The sequence below is a fragment of the Amphritea sp. genome, assembly GCF_050300915.1.
Classification (GTDB): domain Bacteria; phylum Pseudomonadota; class Gammaproteobacteria; order Pseudomonadales; family Balneatricaceae; genus Amphritea.
The window spans coordinates 1-23,722 of sequence record NZ_JBNKYN010000039.1; the positions used below are offsets into that span (position 1 = coordinate 1).

At 51.1% G+C, this 23,722-nt stretch carries 30 protein-coding genes; 10 read left to right on the forward strand and 20 right to left on the reverse strand.

Annotated features, from left to right (window positions below; genetic code table 11):
- On the forward strand, positions 1–545 hold a 545-nt coding region (locus ACQY8X_RS11650; protein ID WP_428035314.1), incomplete at its 5' end, for a YbfB/YjiJ family MFS transporter.
- Positions 546–585: 40 nt separating this feature from the next.
- Here the strand turns inward: ACQY8X_RS11650 and ACQY8X_RS11655 are convergent.
- From ACQY8X_RS11655 to ACQY8X_RS11710, 12 genes are all read right to left on the reverse strand, one after another.
- Complete coding sequence (locus ACQY8X_RS11655; protein ID WP_428035315.1) at positions 586–987, reverse strand: SMI1/KNR4 family protein; 402 nt, start codon at positions 985–987, stop codon at positions 586–588.
- Positions 988–1,030: 43 nt separating this feature from the next.
- Positions 1,031–1,504, reverse strand: a complete 474-nt coding sequence (locus ACQY8X_RS11660; protein ID WP_428035316.1) for a peroxiredoxin — start codon at positions 1,502–1,504, stop codon at positions 1,031–1,033.
- 182 nt (positions 1,505–1,686) lie between these two features.
- On the reverse strand, positions 1,687–1,932 hold the full coding sequence (locus ACQY8X_RS11665; protein ID WP_428035317.1) for a hypothetical protein: 246 nt from the start codon (positions 1,930–1,932) through the stop codon (positions 1,687–1,689).
- Positions 1,933–2,230: 298 nt separating this feature from the next.
- Positions 2,231–3,277, reverse strand: coding sequence for a hydrogenase expression/formation protein HypE (hypE, locus tag ACQY8X_RS11670; RefSeq protein ID WP_428035318.1), 1,047 nt, complete (start codon positions 3,275–3,277; stop codon positions 2,231–2,233).
- A 52-nt stretch (positions 3,278–3,329) separates the two neighbouring features.
- A complete protein-coding gene (gene hypD, locus ACQY8X_RS11675; protein WP_428035319.1) occupies positions 3,330–4,475 on the reverse strand; it encodes a hydrogenase formation protein HypD in 1,146 nt (381 codons plus the stop codon).
- The gene (locus ACQY8X_RS11680) at positions 4,472–4,726 is read right to left on the reverse strand and encodes a HypC/HybG/HupF family hydrogenase formation chaperone (RefSeq protein ID WP_428035320.1); all 255 of its coding nucleotides are present in this window, start codon (positions 4,724–4,726) and stop codon (positions 4,472–4,474) included. Before ACQY8X_RS11680 ends, hypD begins: the two co-directional genes overlap by 4 nt.
- Positions 4,717–7,056, reverse strand: coding sequence for a carbamoyltransferase HypF (hypF, locus tag ACQY8X_RS11685; RefSeq protein ID WP_428035354.1), 2,340 nt, complete (start codon positions 7,054–7,056; stop codon positions 4,717–4,719). Before hypF ends, ACQY8X_RS11680 begins: the two co-directional genes overlap by 10 nt.
- Before the next feature lie 210 nt (positions 7,057–7,266).
- Positions 7,267–7,587: an AzlD domain-containing protein gene (locus ACQY8X_RS11690; protein WP_428035321.1), complete on the reverse strand. Its 321-nt coding sequence runs from the start codon at positions 7,585–7,587 to the stop codon at positions 7,267–7,269.
- Positions 7,580–8,332 (reverse strand): AzlC family ABC transporter permease, encoded by a 753-nt coding sequence (locus ACQY8X_RS11695; protein WP_428035322.1) that lies wholly within the window; start codon positions 8,330–8,332, stop codon positions 7,580–7,582. Before ACQY8X_RS11695 ends, ACQY8X_RS11690 begins: the two co-directional genes overlap by 8 nt.
- 16 nt (positions 8,333–8,348) lie before the next feature.
- Positions 8,349–9,314 carry a bifunctional helix-turn-helix transcriptional regulator/GNAT family N-acetyltransferase gene (locus ACQY8X_RS11700; protein WP_428035323.1) on the reverse strand — a complete coding sequence of 322 codons (966 nt, stop codon included), beginning with the start codon at positions 9,312–9,314 and terminating at the stop codon, positions 8,349–8,351.
- Positions 9,315–9,476: 162 nt separating this feature from the next.
- Positions 9,477–9,599, reverse strand: coding sequence for a hypothetical protein (locus ACQY8X_RS11705; protein WP_428035324.1), 123 nt, complete (start codon positions 9,597–9,599; stop codon positions 9,477–9,479).
- 521 nt (positions 9,600–10,120) lie between these two features.
- Positions 10,121–10,357: a hypothetical protein gene (locus tag ACQY8X_RS11710; RefSeq protein WP_428035325.1), complete on the reverse strand. Its 237-nt coding sequence runs from the start codon at positions 10,355–10,357 to the stop codon at positions 10,121–10,123.
- 76 nt (positions 10,358–10,433) lie between these two features.
- Between ACQY8X_RS11710 and ACQY8X_RS11715 the strand changes: the two genes are divergently transcribed.
- Positions 10,434–11,411: a ChaN family lipoprotein gene (locus ACQY8X_RS11715; protein WP_428035326.1), complete on the forward strand. Its 978-nt coding sequence runs from the start codon at positions 10,434–10,436 to the stop codon at positions 11,409–11,411.
- On the opposite strand, the gene ACQY8X_RS11720 is transcribed toward ACQY8X_RS11715, so the two are convergent.
- The gene (locus ACQY8X_RS11720; RefSeq protein WP_299199830.1) at positions 11,408–11,689 is read right to left on the reverse strand and encodes a peptidylprolyl isomerase; all 282 of its coding nucleotides are present in this window, start codon (positions 11,687–11,689) and stop codon (positions 11,408–11,410) included. The genes ACQY8X_RS11715 and ACQY8X_RS11720 overlap by 4 nt on opposite strands.
- Before the next feature lie 112 nt (positions 11,690–11,801).
- Here ACQY8X_RS11720 and ACQY8X_RS11725 point away from each other — a divergent pair, with 112 nt between their 5' ends.
- Both ACQY8X_RS11725 and ACQY8X_RS11730 read left to right on the forward strand, forming a co-directional pair.
- The gene (locus ACQY8X_RS11725; protein ID WP_428035327.1) at positions 11,802–12,704 is read left to right on the forward strand and encodes a LysR family transcriptional regulator; all 903 of its coding nucleotides are present in this window, start codon (positions 11,802–11,804) and stop codon (positions 12,702–12,704) included.
- Positions 12,705–12,877: 173 nt separating this feature from the next.
- Positions 12,878–13,474 (forward strand): LysE family translocator, encoded by a 597-nt coding sequence (locus ACQY8X_RS11730; RefSeq protein ID WP_428035328.1) that lies wholly within the window; start codon positions 12,878–12,880, stop codon positions 13,472–13,474.
- A 24-nt stretch (positions 13,475–13,498) separates the two neighbouring features.
- Here ACQY8X_RS11730 and ACQY8X_RS11735 read toward each other — a convergent pair whose 3' ends face one another.
- Positions 13,499–15,613, reverse strand: coding sequence for a 4Fe-4S binding protein (locus tag ACQY8X_RS11735; protein ID WP_428035329.1), 2,115 nt, complete (start codon positions 15,611–15,613; stop codon positions 13,499–13,501).
- 101 nt (positions 15,614–15,714) lie between these two features.
- On the reverse strand, positions 15,715–16,626 hold the full coding sequence (locus tag ACQY8X_RS11740) for a LysR family transcriptional regulator (protein ID WP_428035330.1): 912 nt from the start codon (positions 16,624–16,626) through the stop codon (positions 15,715–15,717).
- 104 nt (positions 16,627–16,730) lie between these two features.
- On the opposite strand from ACQY8X_RS11740, the gene ACQY8X_RS11745 reads away from it, so the two are divergent.
- The 3 genes from ACQY8X_RS11745 to ACQY8X_RS11755 all read left to right on the forward strand — a co-directional run bounded on the left by ACQY8X_RS11745 (position 16,731) and on the right by ACQY8X_RS11755 (position 18,506).
- Positions 16,731–17,306, forward strand: a complete 576-nt coding sequence (locus ACQY8X_RS11745; RefSeq protein ID WP_428035331.1) for a flavodoxin family protein — start codon at positions 16,731–16,733, stop codon at positions 17,304–17,306.
- 64 nt (positions 17,307–17,370) lie between these two features.
- Positions 17,371–17,937, forward strand: coding sequence for a cytochrome b (locus tag ACQY8X_RS11750; RefSeq protein ID WP_428035332.1), 567 nt, complete (start codon positions 17,371–17,373; stop codon positions 17,935–17,937).
- Positions 17,934–18,506 carry a YceI family protein gene (locus ACQY8X_RS11755; RefSeq protein ID WP_428035333.1) on the forward strand — a complete coding sequence of 191 codons (573 nt, stop codon included), beginning with the start codon at positions 17,934–17,936 and terminating at the stop codon, positions 18,504–18,506. Before ACQY8X_RS11750 ends, ACQY8X_RS11755 begins: the two co-directional genes overlap by 4 nt.
- A 79-nt stretch (positions 18,507–18,585) precedes the next feature.
- Here the strand turns inward: ACQY8X_RS11755 and ACQY8X_RS11760 are convergent, their stop codons facing one another.
- The 3 genes from ACQY8X_RS11760 to ACQY8X_RS11770 all read right to left on the reverse strand — a co-directional run bounded on the left by ACQY8X_RS11760 (position 18,586) and on the right by ACQY8X_RS11770 (position 19,989).
- Positions 18,586–18,972, reverse strand: coding sequence for an acyl-CoA thioesterase (locus ACQY8X_RS11760; protein ID WP_428035334.1), 387 nt, complete (start codon positions 18,970–18,972; stop codon positions 18,586–18,588).
- 122 nt (positions 18,973–19,094) lie between these two features.
- Positions 19,095–19,646 carry a TIGR00730 family Rossman fold protein gene (locus tag ACQY8X_RS11765; protein WP_428035335.1) on the reverse strand — a complete coding sequence of 184 codons (552 nt, stop codon included), beginning with the start codon at positions 19,644–19,646 and terminating at the stop codon, positions 19,095–19,097.
- 127 nt (positions 19,647–19,773) lie between these two features.
- Entirely contained in the window at positions 19,774–19,989 is a 216-nt protein-coding gene (locus tag ACQY8X_RS11770; protein WP_428035336.1) for a cold-shock protein, read from the reverse strand.
- A 272-nt stretch (positions 19,990–20,261) separates the two neighbouring features.
- Between ACQY8X_RS11770 and ACQY8X_RS11775 the strand changes: the two genes are divergently transcribed.
- Positions 20,262–20,819 (forward strand): DUF2058 domain-containing protein, encoded by a 558-nt coding sequence (locus tag ACQY8X_RS11775; protein ID WP_428035337.1) that lies wholly within the window; start codon positions 20,262–20,264, stop codon positions 20,817–20,819.
- Between the two features lie 611 nt (positions 20,820–21,430).
- Positions 21,431–21,637 carry a cold-shock protein gene (locus ACQY8X_RS11780; RefSeq protein ID WP_299199852.1) on the forward strand — a complete coding sequence of 69 codons (207 nt, stop codon included), beginning with the start codon at positions 21,431–21,433 and terminating at the stop codon, positions 21,635–21,637.
- A 165-nt stretch (positions 21,638–21,802) separates the two neighbouring features.
- Here the strand turns inward: ACQY8X_RS11780 and ACQY8X_RS11785 are convergent, their stop codons facing one another.
- The gene (locus tag ACQY8X_RS11785; RefSeq protein WP_428035338.1) at positions 21,803–22,417 is read right to left on the reverse strand and encodes a DUF938 domain-containing protein; all 615 of its coding nucleotides are present in this window, start codon (positions 22,415–22,417) and stop codon (positions 21,803–21,805) included.
- 2 nt (positions 22,418–22,419) lie between these two features.
- The gene (locus tag ACQY8X_RS11790; RefSeq protein WP_428035339.1) at positions 22,420–23,001 is read right to left on the reverse strand and encodes an NADPH-dependent FMN reductase; all 582 of its coding nucleotides are present in this window, start codon (positions 22,999–23,001) and stop codon (positions 22,420–22,422) included.
- A 314-nt stretch (positions 23,002–23,315) separates the two neighbouring features.
- Between ACQY8X_RS11790 and ACQY8X_RS11795 the strand changes: the two genes are divergently transcribed.
- Positions 23,316–23,519, forward strand: a complete 204-nt coding sequence (locus ACQY8X_RS11795) for a hypothetical protein (RefSeq protein ID WP_428035340.1) — start codon at positions 23,316–23,318, stop codon at positions 23,517–23,519.
- The last annotated feature ends 203 nt before the right edge of the window (positions 23,520–23,722 follow it).

A 23,722-nucleotide genomic window follows, 5' to 3' on the forward strand; every position in this document is an offset into this window, starting at 1 on the left:
TTATGTATTTTTGCGCCGGTTATGCCTATGTGATCAGTGCCACCTTTCTGGTGGCGATTGTTGAAGCACAGCCAGCGCTGCAGGGTGACGGCCAGATCGTCTGGATCTTTGTCGGCCTGAGTGCCACCCCTGCAGTGATTCTCTGGGATAGAGTTGCCCGCCGACTGGGGGAGCTGAATGCCCTGCTGATCGCTTTTCTGATTCAGATTGTCGGCAATATTCTGCCGGTGCTGGACGATTCGCTCTGGGTGGTGTTAACCAGTGCAGTCCTCTACGGCGGTAGCTTTATCGGTATCGTCAGTCTGGTGCTGGCGATGGCGGGTCGTTTCTACCCCACCAAACCGGCAAAGCTGATGGGCAAACTGACCCTGCTCTACGGCATTGCACAGATCGCAGCCCCCGCGATTGCTGGCATTATCGCCGACCGCGGTGGCAGCTATGCCGACTCCCTCTATATCGCCGCAGCGATCTCGGTATTAGGCGCGGGTATGATTCTGATACTCAAGGCCGGTGAACAACGGGAGCTGGCACTCAAAACAGCATAAAAAAAACGGCTCATGTGAGCCGTTTTTATCATCTGAAAGATTAGCTGACAAGCCAGACCTCTCTGGCCCACTCCCACACCGTGGTCCACTCCTCAACCTCACCACTCTCCGGCGTCCAGTAAACCACTGAGCCTTCAATAGTCACCGCATAAAAACCACCATCATGAGCGCAGATCGGCGTGTGTTCACGGGACAGCCCGATCGACCAGGCATACGCAGCCACTTCCGGCAGATGGGTATGGGAAGAGGGGTCAGCCACCGTCACAGGCTCCAGAGAACCGCAGATAACATCGCTGACTGTGAGTAAAAACTCCTTAAAATCCGGATATAGCGGTACACAGATCTCCTCCTCTGCCGCAACGACGTCGTCAAATTCCGGTAGTTCCAGAGGCGTGACAACATCGATATTCGCGTCGCGCAGTGCATCAATTACATCTTGCATAGGTGTCCTACATTACTCACTGACTTAAATGAATCCGATTGTATCAGAGCAGCTCAAGCATCGCTTCAGCGCTACTCACTTCAAAGGTTTTCGGCTCTTCAATATTCAACGCAGTCACCACACCATCTTCAACGATCATCGCGTAACGGCGAGAGCGGATACCGCCGAAAGAGCCGCTGTCCATATCCAGCCCCAGCGCCTTAGTCAGGTCAGCCCCACCATCGGCAACCATGGTGATCTGTTCAGCATTCTGCGTTTCAGCCCACGCCTTCATAACAAACGCATCGTTAACCGAAAGACAGGCGATCAGATCAACACCTTTACTGAAGATATCATCCGCCTTAACAATATAACCCGGCAGATGAGATGCAGAACAGGTCGGCGTAAATGCCCCCGGCAACGCAAACAACACGACTTTCTTATCCGCAAACAGTTGCTCCGTACTGACCGCAGAGGTTTCGCCAGCAAAAATAGTGCTTACACTGACGGCCGGAATTTTATCACCCACTTGAATCATAATTGTTACCTATAGATGTTATTTCGTGCTTAGTTATACAGACCAACATAGAAACCGGATCATCCGGTATTTCACCCGATAAGGGAAGCGTAGCAGGCCAAACATACAGCAAAGCGAAAGCGGAAGAAAATATTCGCCACCGAGAACACAGATTATGAAAGAGATATTAGAAAGTTAAGAGATTATTGCTTCTGCGCCTCTTCCAACGCCGCCGCTCTTTTCGCCGCCTCGCTCTGAATATACTCACTCATATCTTCACCAAACTGCTTCACCTGATCAGGCCGGGTCGGCACTTGCGGAATCTCAGCAGCACTATTCGCGGAGTTGAGCTCAACTGAACTGGCAGGTGTCTCAGCATTCGGCGCCATCTGCTGCATGGTGAGCAAGCCAACAATCAGAAGTGCTACCATCAGTATGATCAGTTTCATCCAACGCCCTCATTATTCATGACTGTCGCTAAACAGCTGACTAGTTTATCAAGAATATCAGACTTACCCGTTCCGAATCACTTAAAGATTCGATAGCCCGTGAAACGCTGGCTTTAGGTAAGGCCTGGCAAGCGACGTGTAGCTCTTTACACGAGCGAGCGTAAACGCAGCATGACTTTCCCAGCAGTTTCGAAGAACTGAGCGGGTGTAGGGGAGCATCAGGCAAGGCCTGGCGAACGACGTGTAGCTCTCTTACACGAGTGAGCGTAAACGCAGCATGACGTTTCCATGGGAAGACTCAGCAGATGCGAGGGAGTTGCTCGGCCGATATCCAATCCACCATCCGCCTTCCACCAAACACAGTCTCCATCTGCACAAACTTCAGCGGATCGGCGGTCACTTCACCAATAATCGCAGCCTCTTGCCCTTTCGAATGTTTTTTCATCATCGCCAAGAGTTGTTCTGCTTTATCTGCCGGACAAAATGCCACCAGCTTACCCTCGTTAGCCACATAGAGTGGGTCCAGCCCGAGAAACTCACAGGCGGCACTGACCTGGGGTTTAACCGGGATATTGGCTTCGTAGATAGTGACCCCGACTCCACTGCTCTGGGCGATCTCATTCAGGGTGGCGGCTAATCCGCCCCGGGTTGGGTCGCGCATACAGTTAATCCCGGGCACTTCGGCTACCATTGCGGCGACCAGATCATGCAGGGACTGGCTGTCAGACTCTATGGTGGTGTCAAAGGTCAGTCCTTCACGCAGGGACATAATGGCGACACCATGATCTCCCAGAGTGCCGGAAAGCAGAATCTTATCCCCCGGCTGCACCCGGTTACCGGAGAGATTCAGCTGTTCCACCACCACACCGATGCCGGTGGTGTTGATAAAGCAGCCATCACCTTTACCCCGCTCCACCACTTTGGTATCACCGGTAACGATGGCGACACCCGCTTCTTCTGCGGCGCGGGCCATCGATTGCACAATCCGTTGCAGCTCTGCCAGCGGGAACCCCTCTTCCAGAATAAATCCTGCGGAGAGATATTTTGGCACCGCTCCTGACATCGCTACATCGTTAACCGTGCCATGCACTGACAATGAACCGATATCACCTCCGGGAAAGAACAGCGGCGAGATCACATGACTGTCAGTGGCCATCACTACCCGTCCTGGCGGCAGGGTAAAACAGGCCTGATCATTCATCTGCTCCAGCCAGGGGTTAGAAAACGCCTGCAAAAACAGCTCATCAATCAGCTGCGCCATCGCTTTACCACCGCTGCCATGAGCCATCTCTACCCGGCCATTCTGCAGATCCAGCGCATGGCTGTATTCAGTTCGCTTGGTCATTGTCTAAACCCTTATCTATCTCAGCAGCTTTTTAACAGTCTTATTCTGTGTATCAGGCATTCTCTTTGGCTATCAATGAGTCCTGATGACGACCATAGGTATAATAGGCAGCGCAGGCTCCCTCACTGGACACCATACAGGGGCCCAGTGGATTTTCCGGCGTACAGGCCCCGCCAAACAACGTACAGTCCCGTGGGGATTTAACCCCGTGCAAAATAGGGCCACACAGACAAGCGGAGTTTTCCGCTGAACTGCGATATTTCACCGGGAAACGTTTTTCAGCATCAAACTCAGCAAACTCCTCTCTGATCTGCAGTGCACTCAGCGGCACGAACCCTAGCCCACGCCACTCGAACGATTCACGCACTTCGAAAGTTTCATCCACCACCTGTCTGGCACGCTCATTACCCTGCCGGGTCACGGCACGGGAGAACTCATTCTCAACCTCTGCCCGTCCCTCATTCACCTGACGGATCAGCATCAGAATCGCCTGCAACAGATCCAGAGGCTCAAAACCGGCGATCACAATCGGTTTACTATACTCTTCGGCAAAGCGTTCATAGGGCTGGCTGCCGATCACGGTGCTGACATGGGCCGGACCAACAAAGCCATCCAGTTTCAGCAGCCCCAGTTCTCCCGCTTCAGGGGAATCGAGAATGCTGCTGATCGCTGCAGGTGTGAGCACATGGTTACAGAAGACACTGAAATTTTTCAGACCCAGTTTGCGGGCCTGATGGATCACCAGTGCAGTAGGCGGGGTGGTGGTTTCAAAACCGATAGCAAAAAACACCACTTCACGGTCTGGATTATCCTGTGCCAGTTTCAGCGCATCCATGCAGGAGTAGACCATCCTCACATCAGCCCCCTCTGCGCGGGCTTTCAGCAGGCTACGTTTGCGCGAACCGGGCACCCGCATCATATCGCCATAAGAGCAGAGAATAACGCCATGGGTAACCGCCAGCTCGATTGCAGTGTCCAGACGGCTGATCGGCAGAACACACACCGGGCACCCCGGCCCGTGAATCATGTTGACGTTATCCGGCAGCAGATCAGGGATACCGTAGCGAAAAATCGCATGGGTATGCCCGCCACAAAACTCCATCAGGTTATACACCCTGGATGGCGACGCTTCGTTGCGGATACGTTCGGCGATCTCCCGCGCCAGTTTACCGTCCCGATATTCATCGACATACTTCATGAGATCACCTGTTGATTGTCGTTGATAGCGTCTTGCAGCTCGCCCAATTCAGCAAACAGCTCCAGTGTCCTGCGCGCCTCTTCCGGATCGATTTTATTCAAGGCATAGCCGACGTGAAGGATGACAAAATCACCGACAAGCAGATCCTCGATCAGCGCAATATTAATCTCTTTACGCACGCCACCGATGTCGGCAATCGCCGTGTCGCTATCGAGTATTTTAACCACCTCTACGGGAATTGCTAAACACATTGGGATAACCCCTTTACCGGTTGTTTTTCGTTGTTATTTTGCAGCGCCAGACAGTGCGCTATCTGCACCTGCCCAAGGCTGATACCCGCATCATTGCAGGGTAGCTTTGACGCACTATAGACGGCCATTCCCGCCTGCTGTAATTTTTCAGTGATGCCCTGTAACAGTATCTGATTGAGGAAACATCCGCCCGCCAAAACCACACGGTGTATATTAACCATTTTACTCTGATCGATAACCCAGCGACTCAGCCCATCAATCAGCTGCAGGTGAAACAGGGCAGCACCCAATTCAGGGTCATCAATATCAGCGATACAGTGTAGCAGCCGGTTTAGCAGCGGCTGGCCAGACTCACTGAAGTCGATCATCAAATTCTGGTTCGGACAGCCAAACTGTTGCAGATAACGGTAAGCACTGGCTTCCAGCTGCATCGCGGCATCCGCCTCAAAACTGTTGATATGACAGATACCTAACAGGGATGCGACCGCATCAAACAGCCGGCCTGCACTACTGGTGTGCGGGCAGTTGAAGTTCTGTTCCAGCATCTGTTTAACGGTGATCGCGGCAGGCTGAGTGAAGCGGGCCAGAATTTCATCACTGCGGCCCAGACGATGCAAAACCGCTGCGGCAGAACGCCAGGGTTCACTGGCGGCGCGATCTCCACCGGGCAAAGCCAGCTGAGGCAGATGGCCTAAACGACCATACTGATGCCCCTCCACCCGCAGCAGTTCACCACCCCATAACTGTTTATCGGGACCTAACCCCAGACCATCCAATGCCAGCCCCAACACCGGTTTACTGATGCGGTATTCTGCCATCACCGAGGCGATATGCGCGTGGTGATGCTGGACGCTGAATAACGGAATACCCATCTGTTGCGCATAGTCGCGGGCAAAACGACTGCTATAAAAATCGGGATGCTGATCACAGACCACCTGCTCAGGCTTGATGCCCAGCAGAGCGCTCAGATGTCCGGTCATCTCCGCCAGCGACTGACAGCAGTCCGGATTATCCAGGTCACCAATATACTGGGATACATAGGCCCGGTCTCCCTGGGTGAGACAGATAGTGTTCTTAAAAAACGCGCCGACGGCCAGGGTCGCCGGGCCACTCTGCGGCAGGCGGATCATCTGCGGGGCCAGCCCCCGGCCCCGGCGAATCAGCGGCATGCTATCCGACAGACCGTTAACCACTGAATCATCACAGCGGATGTGGATATCACGATCATGCATCAGAAAGCCATCGGCGATCCCCTGTAACTGGGTGATTGCCTGATTGTTGTCGGTCACCAGTGGGTTACCGCTACGATTACCGCTGGTCATCACCAGCAGAGGTGACTGCGACTGACTGAGCCAGTCGGTTCCGGCAGGACTGCCGCACAAGCGGTGCAACAACAGATAGTGCAACGGGGTATGGGGCAGCATCACCCCGCACCAGGCCAGTCCGGGGGCAATTCCCTCCGGAAGATTCTCACGGGAAGGACACAGCAGAACCGGGGCATCCTGCGACTGTAAGCGTTGTTGTCGTGCGGCATTCAGCGACACTATCGAGGCTAGCGACTGCGGATTCAGCCCCATCACGGCAAAAGGCTTAACCGGACGATGCTTACGCTGTCGCAGCCGTGCAACTGCCGCAGGGTTGCGGGCATCACACACGAGATGAAATCCGCCGATCCCCTTAACGGCAACTATCATCCCCTGCTGTATCAGGTTCACCGCGGCGGTTAGCGAATCACCCTGTTGAAGCTCTCCTGCCCCATCAACAAAACTTAACCGGGGGCCACACGCTGAGCAGGCATTTGGCTGAGCATGAAAACGACGATCCGCAGGATCGGAATATTCAGCGTTACAGGCAGGACAAAGGCTGAACTCAGACATGGTTGTCTGGTGACGATCATAGGGCAGCGCCCGGATAATACTGTAGCGCGGACCACAGTTAGTGCAGTTGATAAAGGGGTAAAGATAGCGCCGGTCATCCGCATCAAACAGCTCATGCAGACAATCCGGACAGACGGCAGCATCGGGTGTTACCCCCAGCTGCAGATTACCCTGGCGGCTTGCAACAATACTAAAACCAGTGAGTTGTTGTGGTTCAGAAGGGTCTACCCTCAGCGCATCAATCAGCGACATCGGGGGTTGTTCCTGCTCAAGCAATTGCCGGAACAGTGCCAGATCGGCGGCCGGGCCCTCCGCAAAGATCTCCACACCTGCTGCAGAGTTGGCAACGGTGCCCTTCAGGCCAAGGCGGCGGGCAAGGTTATACACAAAGGGACGAAAGCCGACCCCCTGTACCTGTCCACTGATCCGGATACTGATTGCTGAATTGATAATAACCCGCCTCTGCTCACACCTGCTCTGACTGCAATATCAGTCTACAAGTTATATGCCAACAGACAGAATATAACCCATCAGCAGCTGTAACGGGGAGGGTTACAGATAAACCCTGTCATTTATCTGGAAAGCAGCTTGTCAGTTTATCCTGTATACGGTTACCGGGCTTACTAACACGGTTTTCAAAAAGTGCTTTGAGAACCCAAACCTTTAAAAGCCGAAGCCGAATCTTAACAACATAAAGCACAGCATACCGGCAACAATCGTGGTCAGCAGATCCCGACGCCAGAACGATATCAGTGCAGCAAATACACCAGCGAGCAACCAGGGGTTATCTGCCCGCAACCATAACTCTCCACGGGGCAACAGCACCGCCGGGACAATGATAGCGGTCAGCACTGCCGGGGGTACAAAACTCAACCCGGTTGTCAGCCAGGGAGGAAAACGTACTTTACCAGCAACGCCAAACAGCACATAGCGAACGCTGAAGGTCACCAGAAACATCCCCAGAATCAACAATGCTTCACTCATATGCGCTCTCCGGTGCTGACTGACGTTTTAATAGCAGGTGCAGGGATAATCCGGTTGAGATACCACACAGTGCCGCCACCATTAAACCCAGCTTATGAGGCATACCGATGGTTGCCATAGCGATGACACCGGAGACGATTACCGCACCCCACATCGGTTTACTCTTCAGATAGGGAACCACCATACCGATAAAAGTAACGGACATAGCAAAATCCAGCCCCCAATCGGTCATATCCGGGAACAGCTCACCCAAAGCGATCCCTAATGCGGTGCAAAGAACCCAGTTGCCATACATCGCCAGCCAGGACCCCAGATAAAACCAGTGCGCATGTTCGGTATTGTCCTGCAGCAGAAAACGGTTGCTGACTGCGGCAAAGGTTTCATCGGTCAGCCCAAACGCCATCATCAGCCGCCAGCGATGAGGCAGATGGCCAACTTTGGGTACCAGGTTGGCGGCATAGAGAATATGCCGCAGGTTGACGACAAAGGTTGTGGCAATAATCACAGGGATTGCGGCACCCGCCGCCAGCAGTCCAAGGGCAATAAACTGCGCTGAACCGGCGAACACAAACACCGACATCGCCAGTGCACCCAGCGCGGACAAGCCACTGGGGCCAGCCAGAGTGCCAAAGATAATGCCAAACGGGATAGCGCCGATTATCAGCGGGATGGTGGCTTTGGCACCACCGAGCATCTCCCGGCGTTTTAAAGAAACATTATTCTGATCCATAGCGTTACAATTCATACCCGTAAACTCATGCCTATAAACTCAGCGCCATATAGATATCAGCCCGACTGTAATAGGAGTGTCCATCCGGATGGGGCATCTGTCTAAACCCCAGATTGCGATATAGCTGCAACGCTCTGTCCAGTTTACTTGAGCTTTCAAGAAAGACCTCTGCAACCCCGAGTTCACGGGCCTTATCCAGCGCGGCCATCAGCAGCCTGCGACCGACACCCACCGTTTGCCAGGCTTCATCGACGCCCATTTTCGAAATTTCAAAGCGGCCATCCGCATGACACGCCAGTGCCACGCACCCCACCACCTGGTTATCTGCGACATTACGGGCAAACCAGATATAACCGCCCCGGGCAAGATAGTAGCCTTCCGGGTTATTCAGCGCGTCTTCATCCCGCTCGGTTATCTCGCCATCAAAATAACGCTTCAGCCAGGCCATATTCAGCCGTTTAAAATCATCCCGTAGCGCGGCATCCCAGCCTTGAATAGTAACCTGCTGCCCCTCGTTCCGACGCTCAAGTTGCTTTACTATGGGGGCATAAAATCCCTGCTGTTGCAGCAATGTTTCAAACTCAGTAAGCGACTCCAGTATCGGGTGCTGCTGGGCACCAATCAACGCATCAAGGTAAGACTGAATCGCTGTCCAGACCGGAGCAATCTGCTCCAGTAACGATTCACTTTTTGCTGTCAACGCCAGCAACTGACGCCTGTCATCGGCCGGATCAGCCGTTTTACTCAGCCACCCCTCCTGCTGCATTTTGCGGGCAATTTTACTGATTGCCGGGTGACTAACACCCAACCTCTCTGCCGCTTCAGTCACGGTCATTGATCCCTGCTGATGCAGGATATTAAACAGCGGAAAGAACGTCGGGTTCAGCTGGATGCCCTGACTCTGATATAACTGATTAACATCCTGAACTAAGCGATCAGACAAACGCTTTAACCGGCTACCCAGTGACAGGCTGCCAAAACTTTTCATGTAATCCATATAACTCAACTCTGCTAACAGCCGTACATATAAAACCAATTACGTAACTGGTTACATAAATTACTATAAAAAAGGGGATTATGGAATCCCCTGAAGGCTGGATGATCATTGAAAAGGGTTTTATTGATCTGCCAACCTTAAGACATAGCAATAAAAAAACGGTCAGGATATCAACATCCCTACGTGTACCAGCATGGGCGATATACCGACCACCAGACCGACTACCACCATCAGAACAGTTGAAACGATACCGATAACCTCAACACCTTGCTCTTCATGTACCATGAGTCACTCTCCAGATATGTTTTTACGATATCCTTCATATAGCAGGAATAGGGCCAAAGCTATTTACTAATTTAATATCAACAACTTAAATGTTAATTGCAGCTAAAGAAGCCCTTTCTTCCCCCTTGAAAAACGCCATCAGTGTCAAGAGGTTTGTCATTAATGGCAATACAAGGGTAACGTTGTACAAGCCTGTCTGACCTTAACCCTAAGGCCTTACTTAAACCGGCTCAGTGGAAAACCTCAGCCCCGGTTCCCGGAGTCTGGTCTGGCAGGACTAACGTTGTAATGCAGCGTACATTATGCCGGGGCGCTCATTCGATATCAGCCTCACGTTTACACCGCCAGGCTTGCAGCGTCCGCATGATAGAGCTGATCTGTCAGATTGAAAGCAACCACGCTAAAACAACACAGGAAGGGCCGCCGATTCTCAAGTGAACAGGCAGCCGTTGAATGGATCAGGCTTCACACAGCAGGCTTCCCTGCCATCGGGCAGCGGCCATAACAGAGTTACAACAACCTCAAATATGGTGTTCTGCTATAAAGTCATGCAGTGAATCGTAGCTCCAGTCACTGCCATCGGGATGCTTGTGGTCATGTTCATTAAGCTTCTCCATCATCTGCTTGACGTTATCACCCTTTTTCCGCAATCCCTGAACAAAATGCACGGCTTCATCTATTCGCTGCTGCATCTGTGGGTCTACGCCATCCGCCTGTTCACCTTTCTTACGGACGCTAACTTTAATTCCCGGTTTCATGATATGTTTCTCCTTATACTCTACTTTTCTATAACGTTACCCCAGCACTTCGCTGCTGAAAAGGGGGCAGATTTAAATGCAGTCAAAAGAACGGATTCTGAGCCGACTTATTTCATATGCTCTACTGGGCACTCTGCTGCTAACCGGCGGTTGTCAGTATAATCAACGGCCAGAATCAGCCGCCCTGATAGAGCCCGCGTCTCAGGTTGAAGCCCACCCTCTCCGTGGAAAAATTATCGCCCTTGCCGACGGCAAACAGATCAGTCCGGAAGAGCTGTTTAAGCAGCTGCGCAACCACCGCTTTATTCTTATCGGCGAAAAGCACGATAACCCGGAACACCATCAGCGGGAGCTGCAGCTTTTACAAGCACTGCAAAATGGCAGCAACACCCGCTTAGTTCTGGAGATGCTGGATGAACAACAGGGCGAGAGTCTCGCCAGGCTTTCATCCATGAGCAGCGAAAGTGAGATTAAAACCTTACTCAACTGGAATGATCGCAACTGGCCCTGGCAAGACTACGGCCCGCTGATCAGCGCAGCCCTGAGAGAGGGTAATCAACTTAAAGCGGGCAACCTGAGTAAACCCGTGCTGATGCAGATCTATCAAACAGGATTACCGGATCAGCCCCGTCTGGCAACCGTCAGCACGATTCCGCAAACTATCCGCGCCACTATTCAGCAACAGGTTTATGAAAGCCACTGCAGGACAATACCCTTTGAGCAGATGGGACCAATGACGGATATTCAACTCAGCCGGGATGCCAGCATGGCTTATGCTTTAAACCATCAGCTGGGGGAGCAGATGCAGGCAATTCTAATCACCGGAGCGTTCCACGCCAGAAAGGATACGGGTATCCCGCAACATCTTCGAAAGCTCACCACGGAACCGGTTGTTTCGATTTTACTGACAGAAACCGATGACAGTATCAAAACGGCCGCTGAGGCGATCAGTAGTAACGCAGAGACCGCTGACTATATCTGGTTTACGTCCCGATCAGAGGAGAAAGACTACTGCGCACCCTTGCAACAGCAGTCTCATAAACAAGACAGTTAATCTTCGCGGCTGGTCACTTCCAGCAGATGATAACCAAACTGGGTGCGTACAGGGCCCTGTACTTCGCCCACAGGAGCTGAAAAGACCACTTTATCAAACTCTGCAACCATCTGACCGGGACCGAAACTACCCAGATCACCACCCTGACCACCGGATGGGCAGCTGGAATGTTTTTTAGCCAGGTCAGCGAACTCAGCACCCGCCTCAATTTGTGATTTAAGATCAGCGCACTGAGTCTCACTGCTTACCAGAATATGTCGGGCCGTCGCGCGTGCCATAAATAAAATCCTATAGTTCAATTGATAGTGGGCACAGGATCCCTTTTTTTACCATCCGCTGCAACCCCTGCATGAGAATTGACGTTATCAGTATTACTGATATGCTTGCCAGATGGAACTTGCCCGTATCAACCTTAACCTGCTGATCTCTCTGTACTATCTTCTGCATAACCGAAGTGTCACAGCGGCTGCAACAGCGCAGCATATCAGCCAGCCCGCAATGAGCCGCAACCTGAGTCAGCTACGGGAGATCTTTGCTGATCAGCTGATGGTCCGGGTGGGAAATAATATGCACCTCACGCCCCGGGGTGAACAGCTATGGCTACAACTACCTGAAGCACTGAATCATCTTGAAAGTCTGCTGATTCCGGGTCAGTTTGAACCTGCCGGTTATATTGGCGAGTTTAATATCGCAACCACTGATTTTATTACCCATGACCTGCTGCCGCCATTGATGACTGATCTGCAGCAGGATGCACCGGGAATCAGCCTGCATTTTCATCTCTGGCATCCGGGAATGATGGAAAGCCTGCGCCAGGGACGAATGGATCTGGCTGCCTGTATCCTGGATACGGTCCCCGATGATATCTATGGAAAACAGCTTGGCAGTGATAGTTACAGCTGCCTGGTCAACCAGAACCACCCCCTGGCAGGACAAACACTCTCGCTGGCAGACTATATCGCTGCGGAACATATTGGCATCAGCGCCGGTGGCGATAAGATTCGCGCCGTCGATGAAGCACTGTTGCAACTGAACCTGCAACGCGCCATGAAACTGACCGTGCCCTTTATCCACTCCGCTATGGCGATCACCAGCCGCGCCAATTATCTACTGACCCTGCCTTCACGCATTGCGACCACGCTCGGTAGCACCTACGGCCTCAGCATTATGCCACTGCCTGATCAACTGAAGATCCCCGCCAGTAATTACTATCTGATCTGGCATCAGCGACTCCAGGGTGACCCAGCCCACCGCTACCTTCGCGAACGGATGCTGCACAGCCTGCGTGAATAGCTCTGGCAGCATCACCTGCGCCCTCAATCACTACGACAGATCATAACCTCACGTCATAACTAAAGCTGATAACCTTTATCTAATATCGGTATTCGCCAATCCCCAGTCTGATAACTAAAATCCCTGCCATTAACTCAGGCGGTGTGAATCGCCCTTCCGAATGGAACAAATCGATGACTGAATGGCTGATCTTTGCCGGAGTAATGCTGCTGGGGGCGATGCTTCCGGGCGCAAATACCGCAATTATTTTACGTAATACACTACAGGGGTCACGACGCTCTGGATTTATCACGGCTCTGGGGCTGGCCAGCGCACTGGCGATCCACGTGTTACTGTCGGTGATAGGGCTGGCGGCCCTGATTGAAAGCACTCCGGCTCTGTATGCCGCGATTCGCTGGCTTGGCAGTGCCTATCTGATCTATCTGGGGATGGTTTATCTGGCCACACGCGCTGACAAACATAGTTCTGAGACAGAAGCTGGCAGTGATAACCCGTTTATCGCCGGCATGATGGTGAGTCTGTTTAATCCAAAAATTCTGATTATGTTTGTGGCGATCTTCAGTCATGTGGTCGCAGAGGTCACCAGCCTGCCAATGCAGATCTTATACTGCTCCACTCCAGTGCTGGTAGAGTTTAGCTGGCTTAGCATCATTATCCTGCTACTGACACGGCCAGCCATTCAGCTCGGATTGAAACGGCTACGGTGCACCATCGAACGAGTCATCGGGGGCGGACTGGTACTGCTGGGTATTAAGCTCGGCCTGGGCTGACAGCGATACGGTTGCTGCAGTGCGTTACAGCTGCTGCAGCGGAATATCGCTTTTGATCCCGGCGGCTTTTGCCCGCTGTTTACTCTGCGACAGCTCAATAGCGCACTGATCATCGTTGTTCAGAATGACGATGCATTCCATACACTGGATACACTCATTGTAATCAACCGAGCCATCCCGGTTAATCGAGTCAATGCCGCAGCGGACTTTGCATAACTGACAGGGACTACCGCACTCGGCTCTACGGTGCAGCCAATGGAACAGACTGAACCGGCCCAGCACAGCCAGACCTGCCCCCAACGGACAGAGGTAGCGACAGAAGAATTTATGGATAAACATTCCCACCACTAACAGCAGCACAGCGTAGATAACAAAGGGCCAGCTGCGCACAAACACCAGAGTAATTGCCGTTTTAAAGGGTTCCAGCTCAGCCAGGCGCTCCGCCAGTGTGACAGACCAGAAGGCACTGCCCACCAGAACCACTAACAACAGGTATTTCAGTTTCTGTAATGACTGATGTATCCCCGGTGGAATTTTTAGCTGTTTCAATTTCAACAGACTACCCAGTCTAGCGGCGATCTCCTGTAATACGCCGAAAGGACAGAGCCAGCCACAGAAAACGCCACGCCCCCAGAGAAACAGGCTAATAAACACATAGGTCCAAAGGACAAAAAGTACCGGATCTAACAGGAAAACCTCAATATCAAACCCTTTAACCAGCTGCAGCAACAGCGTATAAATATTAACAACCGAGAGCTGTCCCTGGGCATAAATACCGATAAAACCCAAAGTAAACAACATTACTCCCCAGCGAACCCGGTGGAACAAACGGCTGTGGGCTGACAGACGGTGCTGCCAGATAAATGCCGCAGTCACCACCAGCAGTGCCAGCAGCAGTCCGGAAATCTGCACCCAGCGATCCAGCCATAAGCGTTGCCACAGAGGCATGGGTTTAGCCTCCTCAATCACAGTGATATCAAACAACTCGGCTGGCAGCTGATAGCTGTCCTCAAACTGGGCCTGATCACGGATAAGATGGTTGCGTGGCAGATCCAGATCGAGATTCAGGGCCATCGGCTGCGAAGGATCGAAGCCTGACTGCGCTTTTATTCTGAACACCCGCAACTCTTCGAAAGCGGGCGCATCGGCAGGCAGGTGAGGTTGTGAGTTATCAAAAAAATCCAGATCGCGAATATCAACGGGTAAGCCATTCTGAGACATTCCCAGACGACTGGGCACTGTGCCACGGCGAAACTCCGGTTCAAGAAAACCATAATCCCCTACCGATGCGACCAGCAGCGCATGCTCTCCGGGACGTAACGCCGCCTGCAGTCGGGCAAAGTCCTGCTCACCCAGGATATTTTTTCCAGTCACCGGCGTATTCAGATATGCATAGTAATAGCGCCCGGGCAGATCGGACTCTGCCAGCGCCTGTTGCAGTTCAGGGTCCTGATAATCTTCCAGCGCCATTGGAAAACCCTGCTGTAGCTGATCTTTGGAAACCGTCCAGTGGCGCAGCAGCCCGTTGCTCTCTAACTGCTGCCAGCTATAGGGTTGAAAAATATCCTCCCGTACAGCCACTGTCGGCGGGCGTTCAAAACCGTCAAGATAGGCTCGGGCGACCTGTAACGCGGCAGATAGCACCGTATCGTTCATCACCAGCACCGAAACTGTCGCTTTGGTAACACCATCGATGTAAACCGTTCCGGAACCCTCGGCATCCTGCCCCTTATGGCGGCTATCAACGATCACCCGTTTATCAACAGTTACCCCCTCATACTGACTGAGAAACTCAAGCATCGGCCGTTCGCCAAGACCATGCAAAAAAATCGGCTCGTGGTGGTTAAGTACTTTGATCTTCACTATTTTGCCCCCGGCATCCATACCGATAAGCAGATTAATCCGCTCTCCCGAAAAACCAGGCAGATTGGTTAGATCATTGGTTTCAAATACATAACCTAACAACTGATCCAACTGGTAAACAGGCACCACCGGAGGGCTTTGCAGCGGCTCACCCACCCGGGTGAGTTTGGGGAAAATGGTACGTATCTCAGCTTCAGACACCTGAGCGAAAAGGTTACCACTGAGAGATATCAGAGAAAGAAGTGCGATGGCTCTTAATGTTGAGATAAAAAACATACACAGGCTCCGGCGGACAATGATAAATAATCCGTCCAGAGAGCTTTTTCAGCCATTGTACTTTGCGGCGACTTAACCGCTACTTTGGTTCAACTTACAGCTTAAAGTACCTGTAAAACCCGCTGACGAATCCAGCGACACATCGGGTCCCGATGGTAACGTTCATGCCAGTAGAGGAAAAAGTTAATCGGCGATACTAATAATTCAACCGGAACCGGTTTTAAGGCAATGTTCCGACCCAGAGCGATACGTCTGGCAACAATTTCCGGCAAAACAAACAGCAGATCAGATGTTTCACAGAAATCCGCAGCCGTCATAAAGTTAGATAAGCGTAACGCCAGATGGCGTTTATGCCCCATCTCTGCCAGCCGATCATCCACGTGCCCCGGTCCTTTGCCGGTCATCGAAACCAGCCCGTGGCTGGCCGACAGGTATCGTTCCAGAGTGAGATCGCCCATAGCCAGGGGGTTATCCGCCGACATCATACATACGATACCCGATTGCGCGATCAGCAGACGCCGGTATTGCCCTTCGCCAGTCTCGGGCTCCATTCCGGTCAGGGAAAAGTGGACCTCGCCGGTCTCCAGCAGCTCAAAATGGTTACGCGGTTCAGTTCTTACCTCAAGACGCATCTGAGGCGCTTCATTGCGTAATACTTTAAACAGCGGCGCAACGAAGCAGGCAACTTCAAGATCCAGACCGTAGACCCTGACCACATCAACCGCTTTAGCCGGATTAAACTTTGGCTCGGCAATCAGCTGCTCCACGCTACTGGTCAGAACCTGCAACCGGGGCAGAATTTCAATAGCACGGGCACTCAGGTCATACCCCTGAGCCGTTCTTACCAGTAGCGGATCATCAAACGTTTCCCGTAGCCGTTGCAACGCCCGGCTAACCGCAGGCTGGCTCATGTTCAATAACTCTGACGCCCGGGTAACATGCCGGGTTTCCAGTAATTGCTGCAATACCACCAGCAGATTCAGATCAACAGACCTTAAATTCACTTCACGCATAGTAATCATCACAATAATGCATTAGATGAATTCATTATGAATCATTACAGTGGGTATGACTACGGAAACACAACCCGATAACACAATTTAACGAGGTACTCTTCATGTCTGATCAGGTAAAAGTAGCAATCGCATATCACAGTGGTTACGGGCACACTGAAGTACTGGCCCAGGCAGTTGCGGCTGGCGTAGAAAATGCCGGTGCGGTGGCGGTTACCGTGTCTGTGGCCGACCTGGAAGCCATCAACTGGGACGATCTGGCTAGCGCTGATGCCATTATTTTTGGCTCACCAACCTACATGGGTTCAGTTAGTGGTCCGTTTAAGTGCTTTATGGACGCCAGCTCAAAGATCTGGGCTGAACAGGGCTGGAAAGACAAACTGGCAGCCGGTTTCACTAACTCAGCCAGCCTCAGTGGTGACAAACTCAACACCCTGATTCAGATGTCGATCTTTGCGGCACAGCACGGTATGAACTGGGTTAACCTGGCGATTGCCAACGGCAACAACAGCAGCCAGGGCGATCCCCAAAGTCTCAACCGCGTTGGCAGCTATCTGGGTGCAATGGCTCAGAGTAACGCAGATGAAGGCCCTGATGTTGCGCCGCCACAATGCGACCGCGATACCGCTCAGGCACTGGGTGCCCGGGTAGCAGCCGCCGCTAAACGCTGGAAACAGTAATCTGGAAACAGGAATACAGTCGATGACAGGCGATTACGCTCGCCTGTCATCATGGATCTGAGATATGCCGATCGCGATTAAAGACAACCGGAAAACATTTGGCCTGGGCTCAATTCTGCTGCACTGGATCACTGCGCTGATCATTATCGGCATGTATCCACTGGGACTCTATATCGGTACGCTGACATACTATGATGCGGACTATCACACCGTGCCATACTGGCATAAAAGTATAGGTATGATTCTGCTGGGCCTGGTTGTACTCAGAGTTCTCTGGCGAATAGCCAACACCTCACCAGCCCCCCTGCCACAGCCACAGCCTCTGTTATTAGCGACCAAAGCGGCACACCTGCTGCTGTATCTGCTAACACTGATTGCGCTGGTGTCCGGCTATATGATCTCGACCGCAGATGGTCGGGGGATAGAGGTATTCAACTGGTTTGAGATACCAGCACTGCCTGCGGTAACTAAAAATCAGGAGGATATAGCCGGTGAGATCCATTATATCGCCGCAACACTGCTTGTCAGCCTGGCGGCTATACATGCACTGGCTGCATTGAAACACCATTTTATTGATAAAGATAAAACCTTAACCCGCATGATAAACATGCGTCAGGAGACTAATCCATGAATTTGAAGACCGTTATTGCTGGTGCAATTCTGGCCGGAACCATCACATCGGCTCAGGCAGCCGATTATGTGATTGATGACAAAGGCGCCCACGCTTCTATCAATTTCAGCATTAAACACCTTGGCTACAGCTGGCTTGTTGGCCGTTTTAACGAATTTAATGGCAGCTTCAGTTACGATGAAGCAAACCCTGCAGCCTCCACCATTATGGTCAACATCAACCCTGAGAGTGTTGACTCCAACCATGCAGAACGGGACAAACACCTGCGTTCTGATGAGTTTCTGGCAGTCAAACAATTCCCTGAAGCGAAATTTGTCAGCACGGCCTTCACGCCTGCAGCCGATGGTTCCGCAACACTGAGCGGCAATCTGACACTGCGTGGAGTAACCAAACCGATTGAGATCGCAGTGACAAAGATAGGTGAAGGAAAAGATCCATGGGGCGGTTACCGTGCCGGTTTCCAGGGAACCACTGAGCTGAAACTGAAAGATTATGGTATCAACTTCAATCTGGGCCCCGCATCAGAAAGTGTTTATCTAAATCTGAACGTAGAAGGTATTCGTCAGTAACCCGTCCCCTCGCAGCATAACCTGCGGCCATATAAACGCGCTGAACAGTCTCTGTTTGGCGCGTTTTTTTATATCCGCTTTATACCGCCTGAGCCTTAACAGGTTTTGGACGGCCATCACTGCCAATCGCCACAAAGGTAAAGTTTGCCTCGGTCACCTTTTCAATCAACTCACTATGGTGACGCTGCACCCAGGTCTCCACATGAACCACCATTGAAGTGGTGCCATAGCGAGCCGTCTTACAAAAGCAACTGACATCATCCCCGATATAAACCGGCTTATGAAAAGTCATCGCATCCACCGCTACCGTCACGACCCGGCACTTTGATTCCTGTGACGCAAAACTGCCACTGGCCAGATCCATCTGCGCCATAATCCAGCCACCGAAGATATCCCCGTCCGGGTTAGCATCCCCCGGCATCGCAATCGTCCTGAGTGAAGGGCGTCCTTCCGGCATTTTTGACATACTGACTCCAAAGTAATTCAGGCAGGCCGAACGGCCCACCAGCATAAAAAATGTTAAAGCAGGATATTAACAGATCCGCCAACCTGAACTAACAACACAAAAACGGCGTACCTTCGTCCCGCTCATTTTTCGGTCAGCTTCGCCGTCAGTTGGGAGAGCAACCCCTCAGGATGATTATCCACCAGCAAGAAATCCCGATACTCATCCCGAATAAACTCCTCCTCTGCGGCGTGGGCAATAAACGCCAGAAGATTATCGAAATAGTTATGGATGTTCAGTAAACCAAACGGTTTATGGTGAATACCGATCTGTCGCCACGCCCAAACCTCAAACAGCTCCTCCAGTGTGCCGGTGCCTCCCGGAAGGGCAATGAATGCATCCGCCAACTCCATCATCACCGCCTTGCGCTGATGCATATCTTCGACCACATGAAGCTCGCTCAGCCCCACATGCACCTGCTCCCGGTCAACCAGCACCTGAGGCATCACACCACACACATGCCCCCCTGCTTCCAGCACACCATCAGCCACACTGCCCATTAGTCCGATGCTCGAACCGCCATACACCAGTTCAATCTTTTGCCGGGCCATCAGGTGACCCAGTTGTCGCGCTTCGTGCTTATAGGGGCCCTCTGCGGGCCCGGAGGACGCTCCACAGTACACAGCAATTTTCATGTTAGTTATTCGCACCGGTTTCAGTTGTCGATATCACTATTCAACAACAGTGTGCTGAGAGATTAAAGAGGAAAAGCGCAGATAAAGAAGATATCCACCGGTGAAACATCACCGGTGGTCAAGCAGATCAGGCTGTTACCGTTACGTTATCAGCCTGCAAGCCTTTCTGTCCCTGCGTTATCTCAAAGGTTACCTGCTGACCTTCCGTCAGTGAGCGCCTGCCTGTACCATTGATTGCGCGATAATGCACAAATACATCAGCACCACTCTCACGTTCGATAAAGCCATAACCCTTCTCATCGTTAAACCACTTAACGACACCGGATAGAAGTTGATCAGACATAGTTTCCCCGCATATTTTATTATCTATTCTTTACCGCCACTGCATCATATTCCAACCGATTTCAGAGGCGATAAATCCTTTTACTGAGTAACTGTTAACATTTCAAGAACATACCCATACTTTTTATAATAGATTAGCTTCAGATCAACATCGGCGAAATGAAGAATTAAACTTTAGTTGAACTCCAATCTAATCGGCCGCTGATCTGGAGCTACAACCCGATGTCCGATATAGTTCACAACCTGAGTGCGACAGAATGCAGGATAAATAACATGGCAGGATCTTTACAGGATCAGCTTCTTAAAGCGGGTCTGGCAAATAAGCAGCAGGCAAACAAAGCCAAAGCTGAAAAACGCAAGCAAACGAAACAGGCAAAAGCGGTAAAGAAAGGCGAAGTGTTTAAAGACCCGGAACAGCTGGAACGGGAACAGGCCATTGCCAAAGCGAAAGAGGAAAAACTGCAACGAGACCGGGAACTGAATCGTCAGCGTGAAGATGAACTCACCCGCCGTTCAATCGATGCATCCTGTGTACAGATGCTGATGCAGAACAGTATTAGCATGCCTCACGAAGGTGAGGTTGAATACAACTTCGTCGATGGCACCACCATCAAGAAACTCTACGTCAATAAAACACTGCAGGAACAATTAGCGAAGGGCAATCTGGCCATTGCAGCCAGCAAAGGCAGCTATATTCTGATACCCGCTGGCGTCGCAGAAAAGATCAGCGAACGTCGCCCGGAACTGATTATCAGTCGCCAGAAGGTGGAAGAGATCGACCCGGATGACCCCTATGCAGATTATCAGATCCCCGACGATCTGATGTGGTAAACATTGAACCACAACCTTTGGGAAGGAACGGATAACACCTTCCCGAAGGCGCCTCCATATACACTCTGGAACGTCATACAAACCCAGTCCGCACAACTTTAGTCTCTCAGCACTACTGACAGCTCACTTTCGCGTCGACAGCAACAGGGCATTAAGCGCCTGCAGATTTCTGGCCGGTTAAAACGGATCCCATAGCAATCGCTCCCGTCAGAGACAGAACGACTCACCATCCACAAAACAAATTCAGACCGATATCACAACAGTTAGTAGTGATTAGCAACCTTAACAAGAGTGTAAAAAACGCCGGATAAAATAATGACAGGCGATTATGTTACATTAATCTGCCCGTTAGAAAAAACAATAAACTCTTTAATTACAATAAGTTGCAACAATAAAACGATTTAAAAATAACTCTTTTACTCTTTTATCAAATGTCATAGAATTAAATCAGCTTGAAAGTACGGCCCGATTTTTATGTATCAAAGAGTCCATCAGATTAACCTGTGTGTCCCTTAGTCATAAATGTAGTCCCTGCATTCTTAGCTTAACCCGTGCTTCTGACTTCATCAGAAGTACAATTATTTAAAAAAACTATTGTAGGGAATACAATTATGTCTACATCTACTGGTACCGTTAAATGGTTCAATGCCGATAAAGGCTACGGTTTTATCGAACAGGATAACGGTCCTGACGTATTCGTTCACTTCCGCGCTATCAACTCTGATGGCTTCAAGACCCTGAACGAAGGACAGCAAGTTTCTTTTGAAGTAACTTCTGGCCAGAAAGGCCCACAGGCTGAGAACGTTACCATCCTGTAATGTTTTTATCGCCCGGCTGTGACCTCCGGGTCGCAGCCCCTTACTTCTCCTCTGGACACTCAAAGGTGAAGTGATCTAAAGACAACTTCGTTTTCGCCAAACCTGCTGACTGATCATCTTCTCCCCGATGCCAACTATCACTTCAGTCGAGCCTTTAACAACTGTTTAAGCCTTTTGCCACACCAGCAGCTGATTATTAGCAGGCATGCAGATATCCGCCTCCAGCGTCAAACCAGCCTCATGCGCCAGCGCTTGCACCTGCTCAAAATCCCGGATACCACTGTTGGGATCCCGATCTTTCAACCAGCGATCAAACTGGGCGTTCCCCTCACTAGTGAAACCCTGGTTATAACGAAACGGGCCATAGAGCATGAGCCGCCCAGCAGGTCGCAGAACACCTGAGAGCCCTCGAAACAGTGAGATCACCTCCGCCCAACTGATGATATGTAAAGTGTTCGCAGTGTATATCAGCTCAACAGGGGAGAGCCCTGAACTCCACTGAGGCTGCTGCAGATCAACAAGCAGTGGCGGATCAATATTGTCACATTGGTGCGCTTCAAGATTAGCCTGCAGCAACGGCAACTGTTGTGCAACATCTGAGGGCAACCAGCGCAGATGCGGCAATCGCTGACTGAAATAAACGGCATGCTGACCAGTGCCACTGCCTATTTCCAGAACCGCCTCATCCCCTCTCAGCAAGCCGAGCAGGGCTTCCAGTATAGGCACACGATTACGTGCTGATGCCGGGGAAAAACCAATAAAATTGTCGTCTTCAGCCACTATCAGTCTAACCGGTCAGACTGTTTCTGAAGCACTTCAAACAGCTCCGCCCCCAAAGACTCGGTGGCTTTCTGTATCTGATCATTATGCAACCGGCCATCTTCCCGAAATGCCTGTCCAGCCTGCCCCAGAGTCACCTGTCCCGGAAGCACCATAATACCGAGGTTCTGAAGATAGATACGCAGGATAGTCAGTCCACGGGTTCCGCCACCTGCACCGGGTGATGCAGCAACCACTGCGGCAATTTTGTGTTGAAACGCAAACATCGGCGGCTCGTGCTCGGTTTGTTTGCGGGAGAGCCAGTCAAAGGTGTTTTTCAGCAATGGGGTTGGAAAGCCGTTGTACTCAGGAGACGCAATCAGCAACCCATGATGCTCTACCATCAGCTTTTTCAGCTCTGCAGCCGCTTCTGGTACCCCCTCACTGTACTCAAGATCCTGATCGTATAGCGGCAATTCATATTCGCTAAGATCAACAACAGTGACTTCAGCACCTGCCTGCCGGGCTCCCGCAACCGCAATATCAAGTAATCTGCGATTAAAGGATGCCTCTCTGCTACTTCCTGATAACGCCAGTATCTTCATTGTTAAACTCCCAGGCTAAACAGATTCAGCAATCTGCCCGTCAACTATACTCAGGGAAAAAGAGCAGGTAAATATGCGCCTGCAGATCATAACCATTATGAAGTATGCTGATTAAAACCACCCGCTGACAATATAGTGAATTTATCTCATCATTTATCTGAAAATTGATCAGTTATCACCGTTGCGACCAAAGTCTAAAATACGCCCATATTCGGAAGGGTGATCCCTTTCTGTTTTCTGAATTTAGTTCTGACAGATCAAGTCTAATCGACTGAATATATTCGCTCAGCTAAATTCGATTTATGGTGATTAGAATGGCTATTCCACAAGCTCACAACAGTATCTATAAGCAAGCCGCAGGTATGCGTTCTCAAGTCCAGGCGGAACTGATCCTGAGTGCATTTGCATTCATTAAAGACAAAGTAAAGTCCAACACATCTGCTTTTGGCCCACTGTCGAGCCATACAGACTACAAAATGTCCATGAAAGCAATTGACAACGATACTGCTGTTATCTGAAACGATTCTCTCTTAAGAGCATATTATTGGCCCCAGACAGGCCGATAGCTGATTATCGCTCTTATTTTTAACAGGCCTCAGGCCTGTTTTTTTTTCATATACGCAATGCTTAACTAATGCTTCAACGCTACCGCCATCCCTCTCCCTGACGTTATCAACAGAGATATCACCCTTCCCTGCCCCCCCCTTAAAAGGCTTTGTCA

Coding starts and splice junctions, on each gene's coding strand:
- ACQY8X_RS11655 (WP_428035315.1), bottom strand. CDS start 987: ATGCAAGATGTAATTGATGCACTGCGCGACGCGAATATCGATGTTGTC.
- ACQY8X_RS11660 (WP_428035316.1), bottom strand. CDS start 1,504: ATGATTCAAGTGGGTGATAAAATTCCGGCCGTCAGTGTAAGCACTATT.
- ACQY8X_RS11665 (WP_428035317.1), bottom strand. CDS start 1,932: ATGAAACTGATCATACTGATGGTAGCACTTCTGATTGTTGGCTTGCTC.
- hypE (WP_428035318.1), bottom strand. CDS start 3,277: ATGACCAAGCGAACTGAATACAGCCATGCGCTGGATCTGCAGAATGGC.
- hypD (WP_428035319.1), bottom strand. CDS start 4,475: ATGAAGTATGTCGATGAATATCGGGACGGTAAACTGGCGCGGGAGATC.
- ACQY8X_RS11680 (WP_428035320.1), bottom strand. CDS start 4,726: ATGTGTTTAGCAATTCCCGTAGAGGTGGTTAAAATACTCGATAGCGAC.
- ACQY8X_RS11690 (WP_428035321.1), bottom strand. CDS start 7,587: ATGAGTGAAGCATTGTTGATTCTGGGGATGTTTCTGGTGACCTTCAGC.
- ACQY8X_RS11695 (WP_428035322.1), bottom strand. CDS start 8,332: ATGAATTGTAACGCTATGGATCAGAATAATGTTTCTTTAAAACGCCGG.
- ACQY8X_RS11700 (WP_428035323.1), bottom strand. CDS start 9,314: ATGGATTACATGAAAAGTTTTGGCAGCCTGTCACTGGGTAGCCGGTTA.
- ACQY8X_RS11705 (WP_428035324.1), bottom strand. CDS start 9,599: ATGGTACATGAAGAGCAAGGTGTTGAGGTTATCGGTATCGTTTCAACT.
- ACQY8X_RS11710 (WP_428035325.1), bottom strand. CDS start 10,357: ATGAAACCGGGAATTAAAGTTAGCGTCCGTAAGAAAGGTGAACAGGCG.
- ACQY8X_RS11715 (WP_428035326.1), top strand. CDS start 10,434: ATGCAGTCAAAAGAACGGATTCTGAGCCGACTTATTTCATATGCTCTA.
- ACQY8X_RS11720 (WP_299199830.1), bottom strand. CDS start 11,689: ATGGCACGCGCGACGGCCCGACATATTCTGGTAAGCAGTGAGACTCAG.
- ACQY8X_RS11725 (WP_428035327.1), top strand. CDS start 11,802: ATGGAACTTGCCCGTATCAACCTTAACCTGCTGATCTCTCTGTACTAT.
- ACQY8X_RS11730 (WP_428035328.1), top strand. CDS start 12,878: ATGACTGAATGGCTGATCTTTGCCGGAGTAATGCTGCTGGGGGCGATG.
- ACQY8X_RS11735 (WP_428035329.1), bottom strand. CDS start 15,613: ATGTTTTTTATCTCAACATTAAGAGCCATCGCACTTCTTTCTCTGATA.
- ACQY8X_RS11740 (WP_428035330.1), bottom strand. CDS start 16,626: ATGCGTGAAGTGAATTTAAGGTCTGTTGATCTGAATCTGCTGGTGGTA.
- ACQY8X_RS11745 (WP_428035331.1), top strand. CDS start 16,731: ATGTCTGATCAGGTAAAAGTAGCAATCGCATATCACAGTGGTTACGGG.
- ACQY8X_RS11750 (WP_428035332.1), top strand. CDS start 17,371: ATGCCGATCGCGATTAAAGACAACCGGAAAACATTTGGCCTGGGCTCA.
- ACQY8X_RS11755 (WP_428035333.1), top strand. CDS start 17,934: ATGAATTTGAAGACCGTTATTGCTGGTGCAATTCTGGCCGGAACCATC.
- ACQY8X_RS11760 (WP_428035334.1), bottom strand. CDS start 18,972: ATGTCAAAAATGCCGGAAGGACGCCCTTCACTCAGGACGATTGCGATG.
- ACQY8X_RS11765 (WP_428035335.1), bottom strand. CDS start 19,646: ATGAAAATTGCTGTGTACTGTGGAGCGTCCTCCGGGCCCGCAGAGGGC.
- ACQY8X_RS11770 (WP_428035336.1), bottom strand. CDS start 19,989: ATGTCTGATCAACTTCTATCCGGTGTCGTTAAGTGGTTTAACGATGAG.
- ACQY8X_RS11775 (WP_428035337.1), top strand. CDS start 20,262: ATGGCAGGATCTTTACAGGATCAGCTTCTTAAAGCGGGTCTGGCAAAT.
- ACQY8X_RS11780 (WP_299199852.1), top strand. CDS start 21,431: ATGTCTACATCTACTGGTACCGTTAAATGGTTCAATGCCGATAAAGGC.
- ACQY8X_RS11790 (WP_428035339.1), bottom strand. CDS start 23,001: ATGAAGATACTGGCGTTATCAGGAAGTAGCAGAGAGGCATCCTTTAAT.
- ACQY8X_RS11795 (WP_428035340.1), top strand. CDS start 23,316: ATGGCTATTCCACAAGCTCACAACAGTATCTATAAGCAAGCCGCAGGT.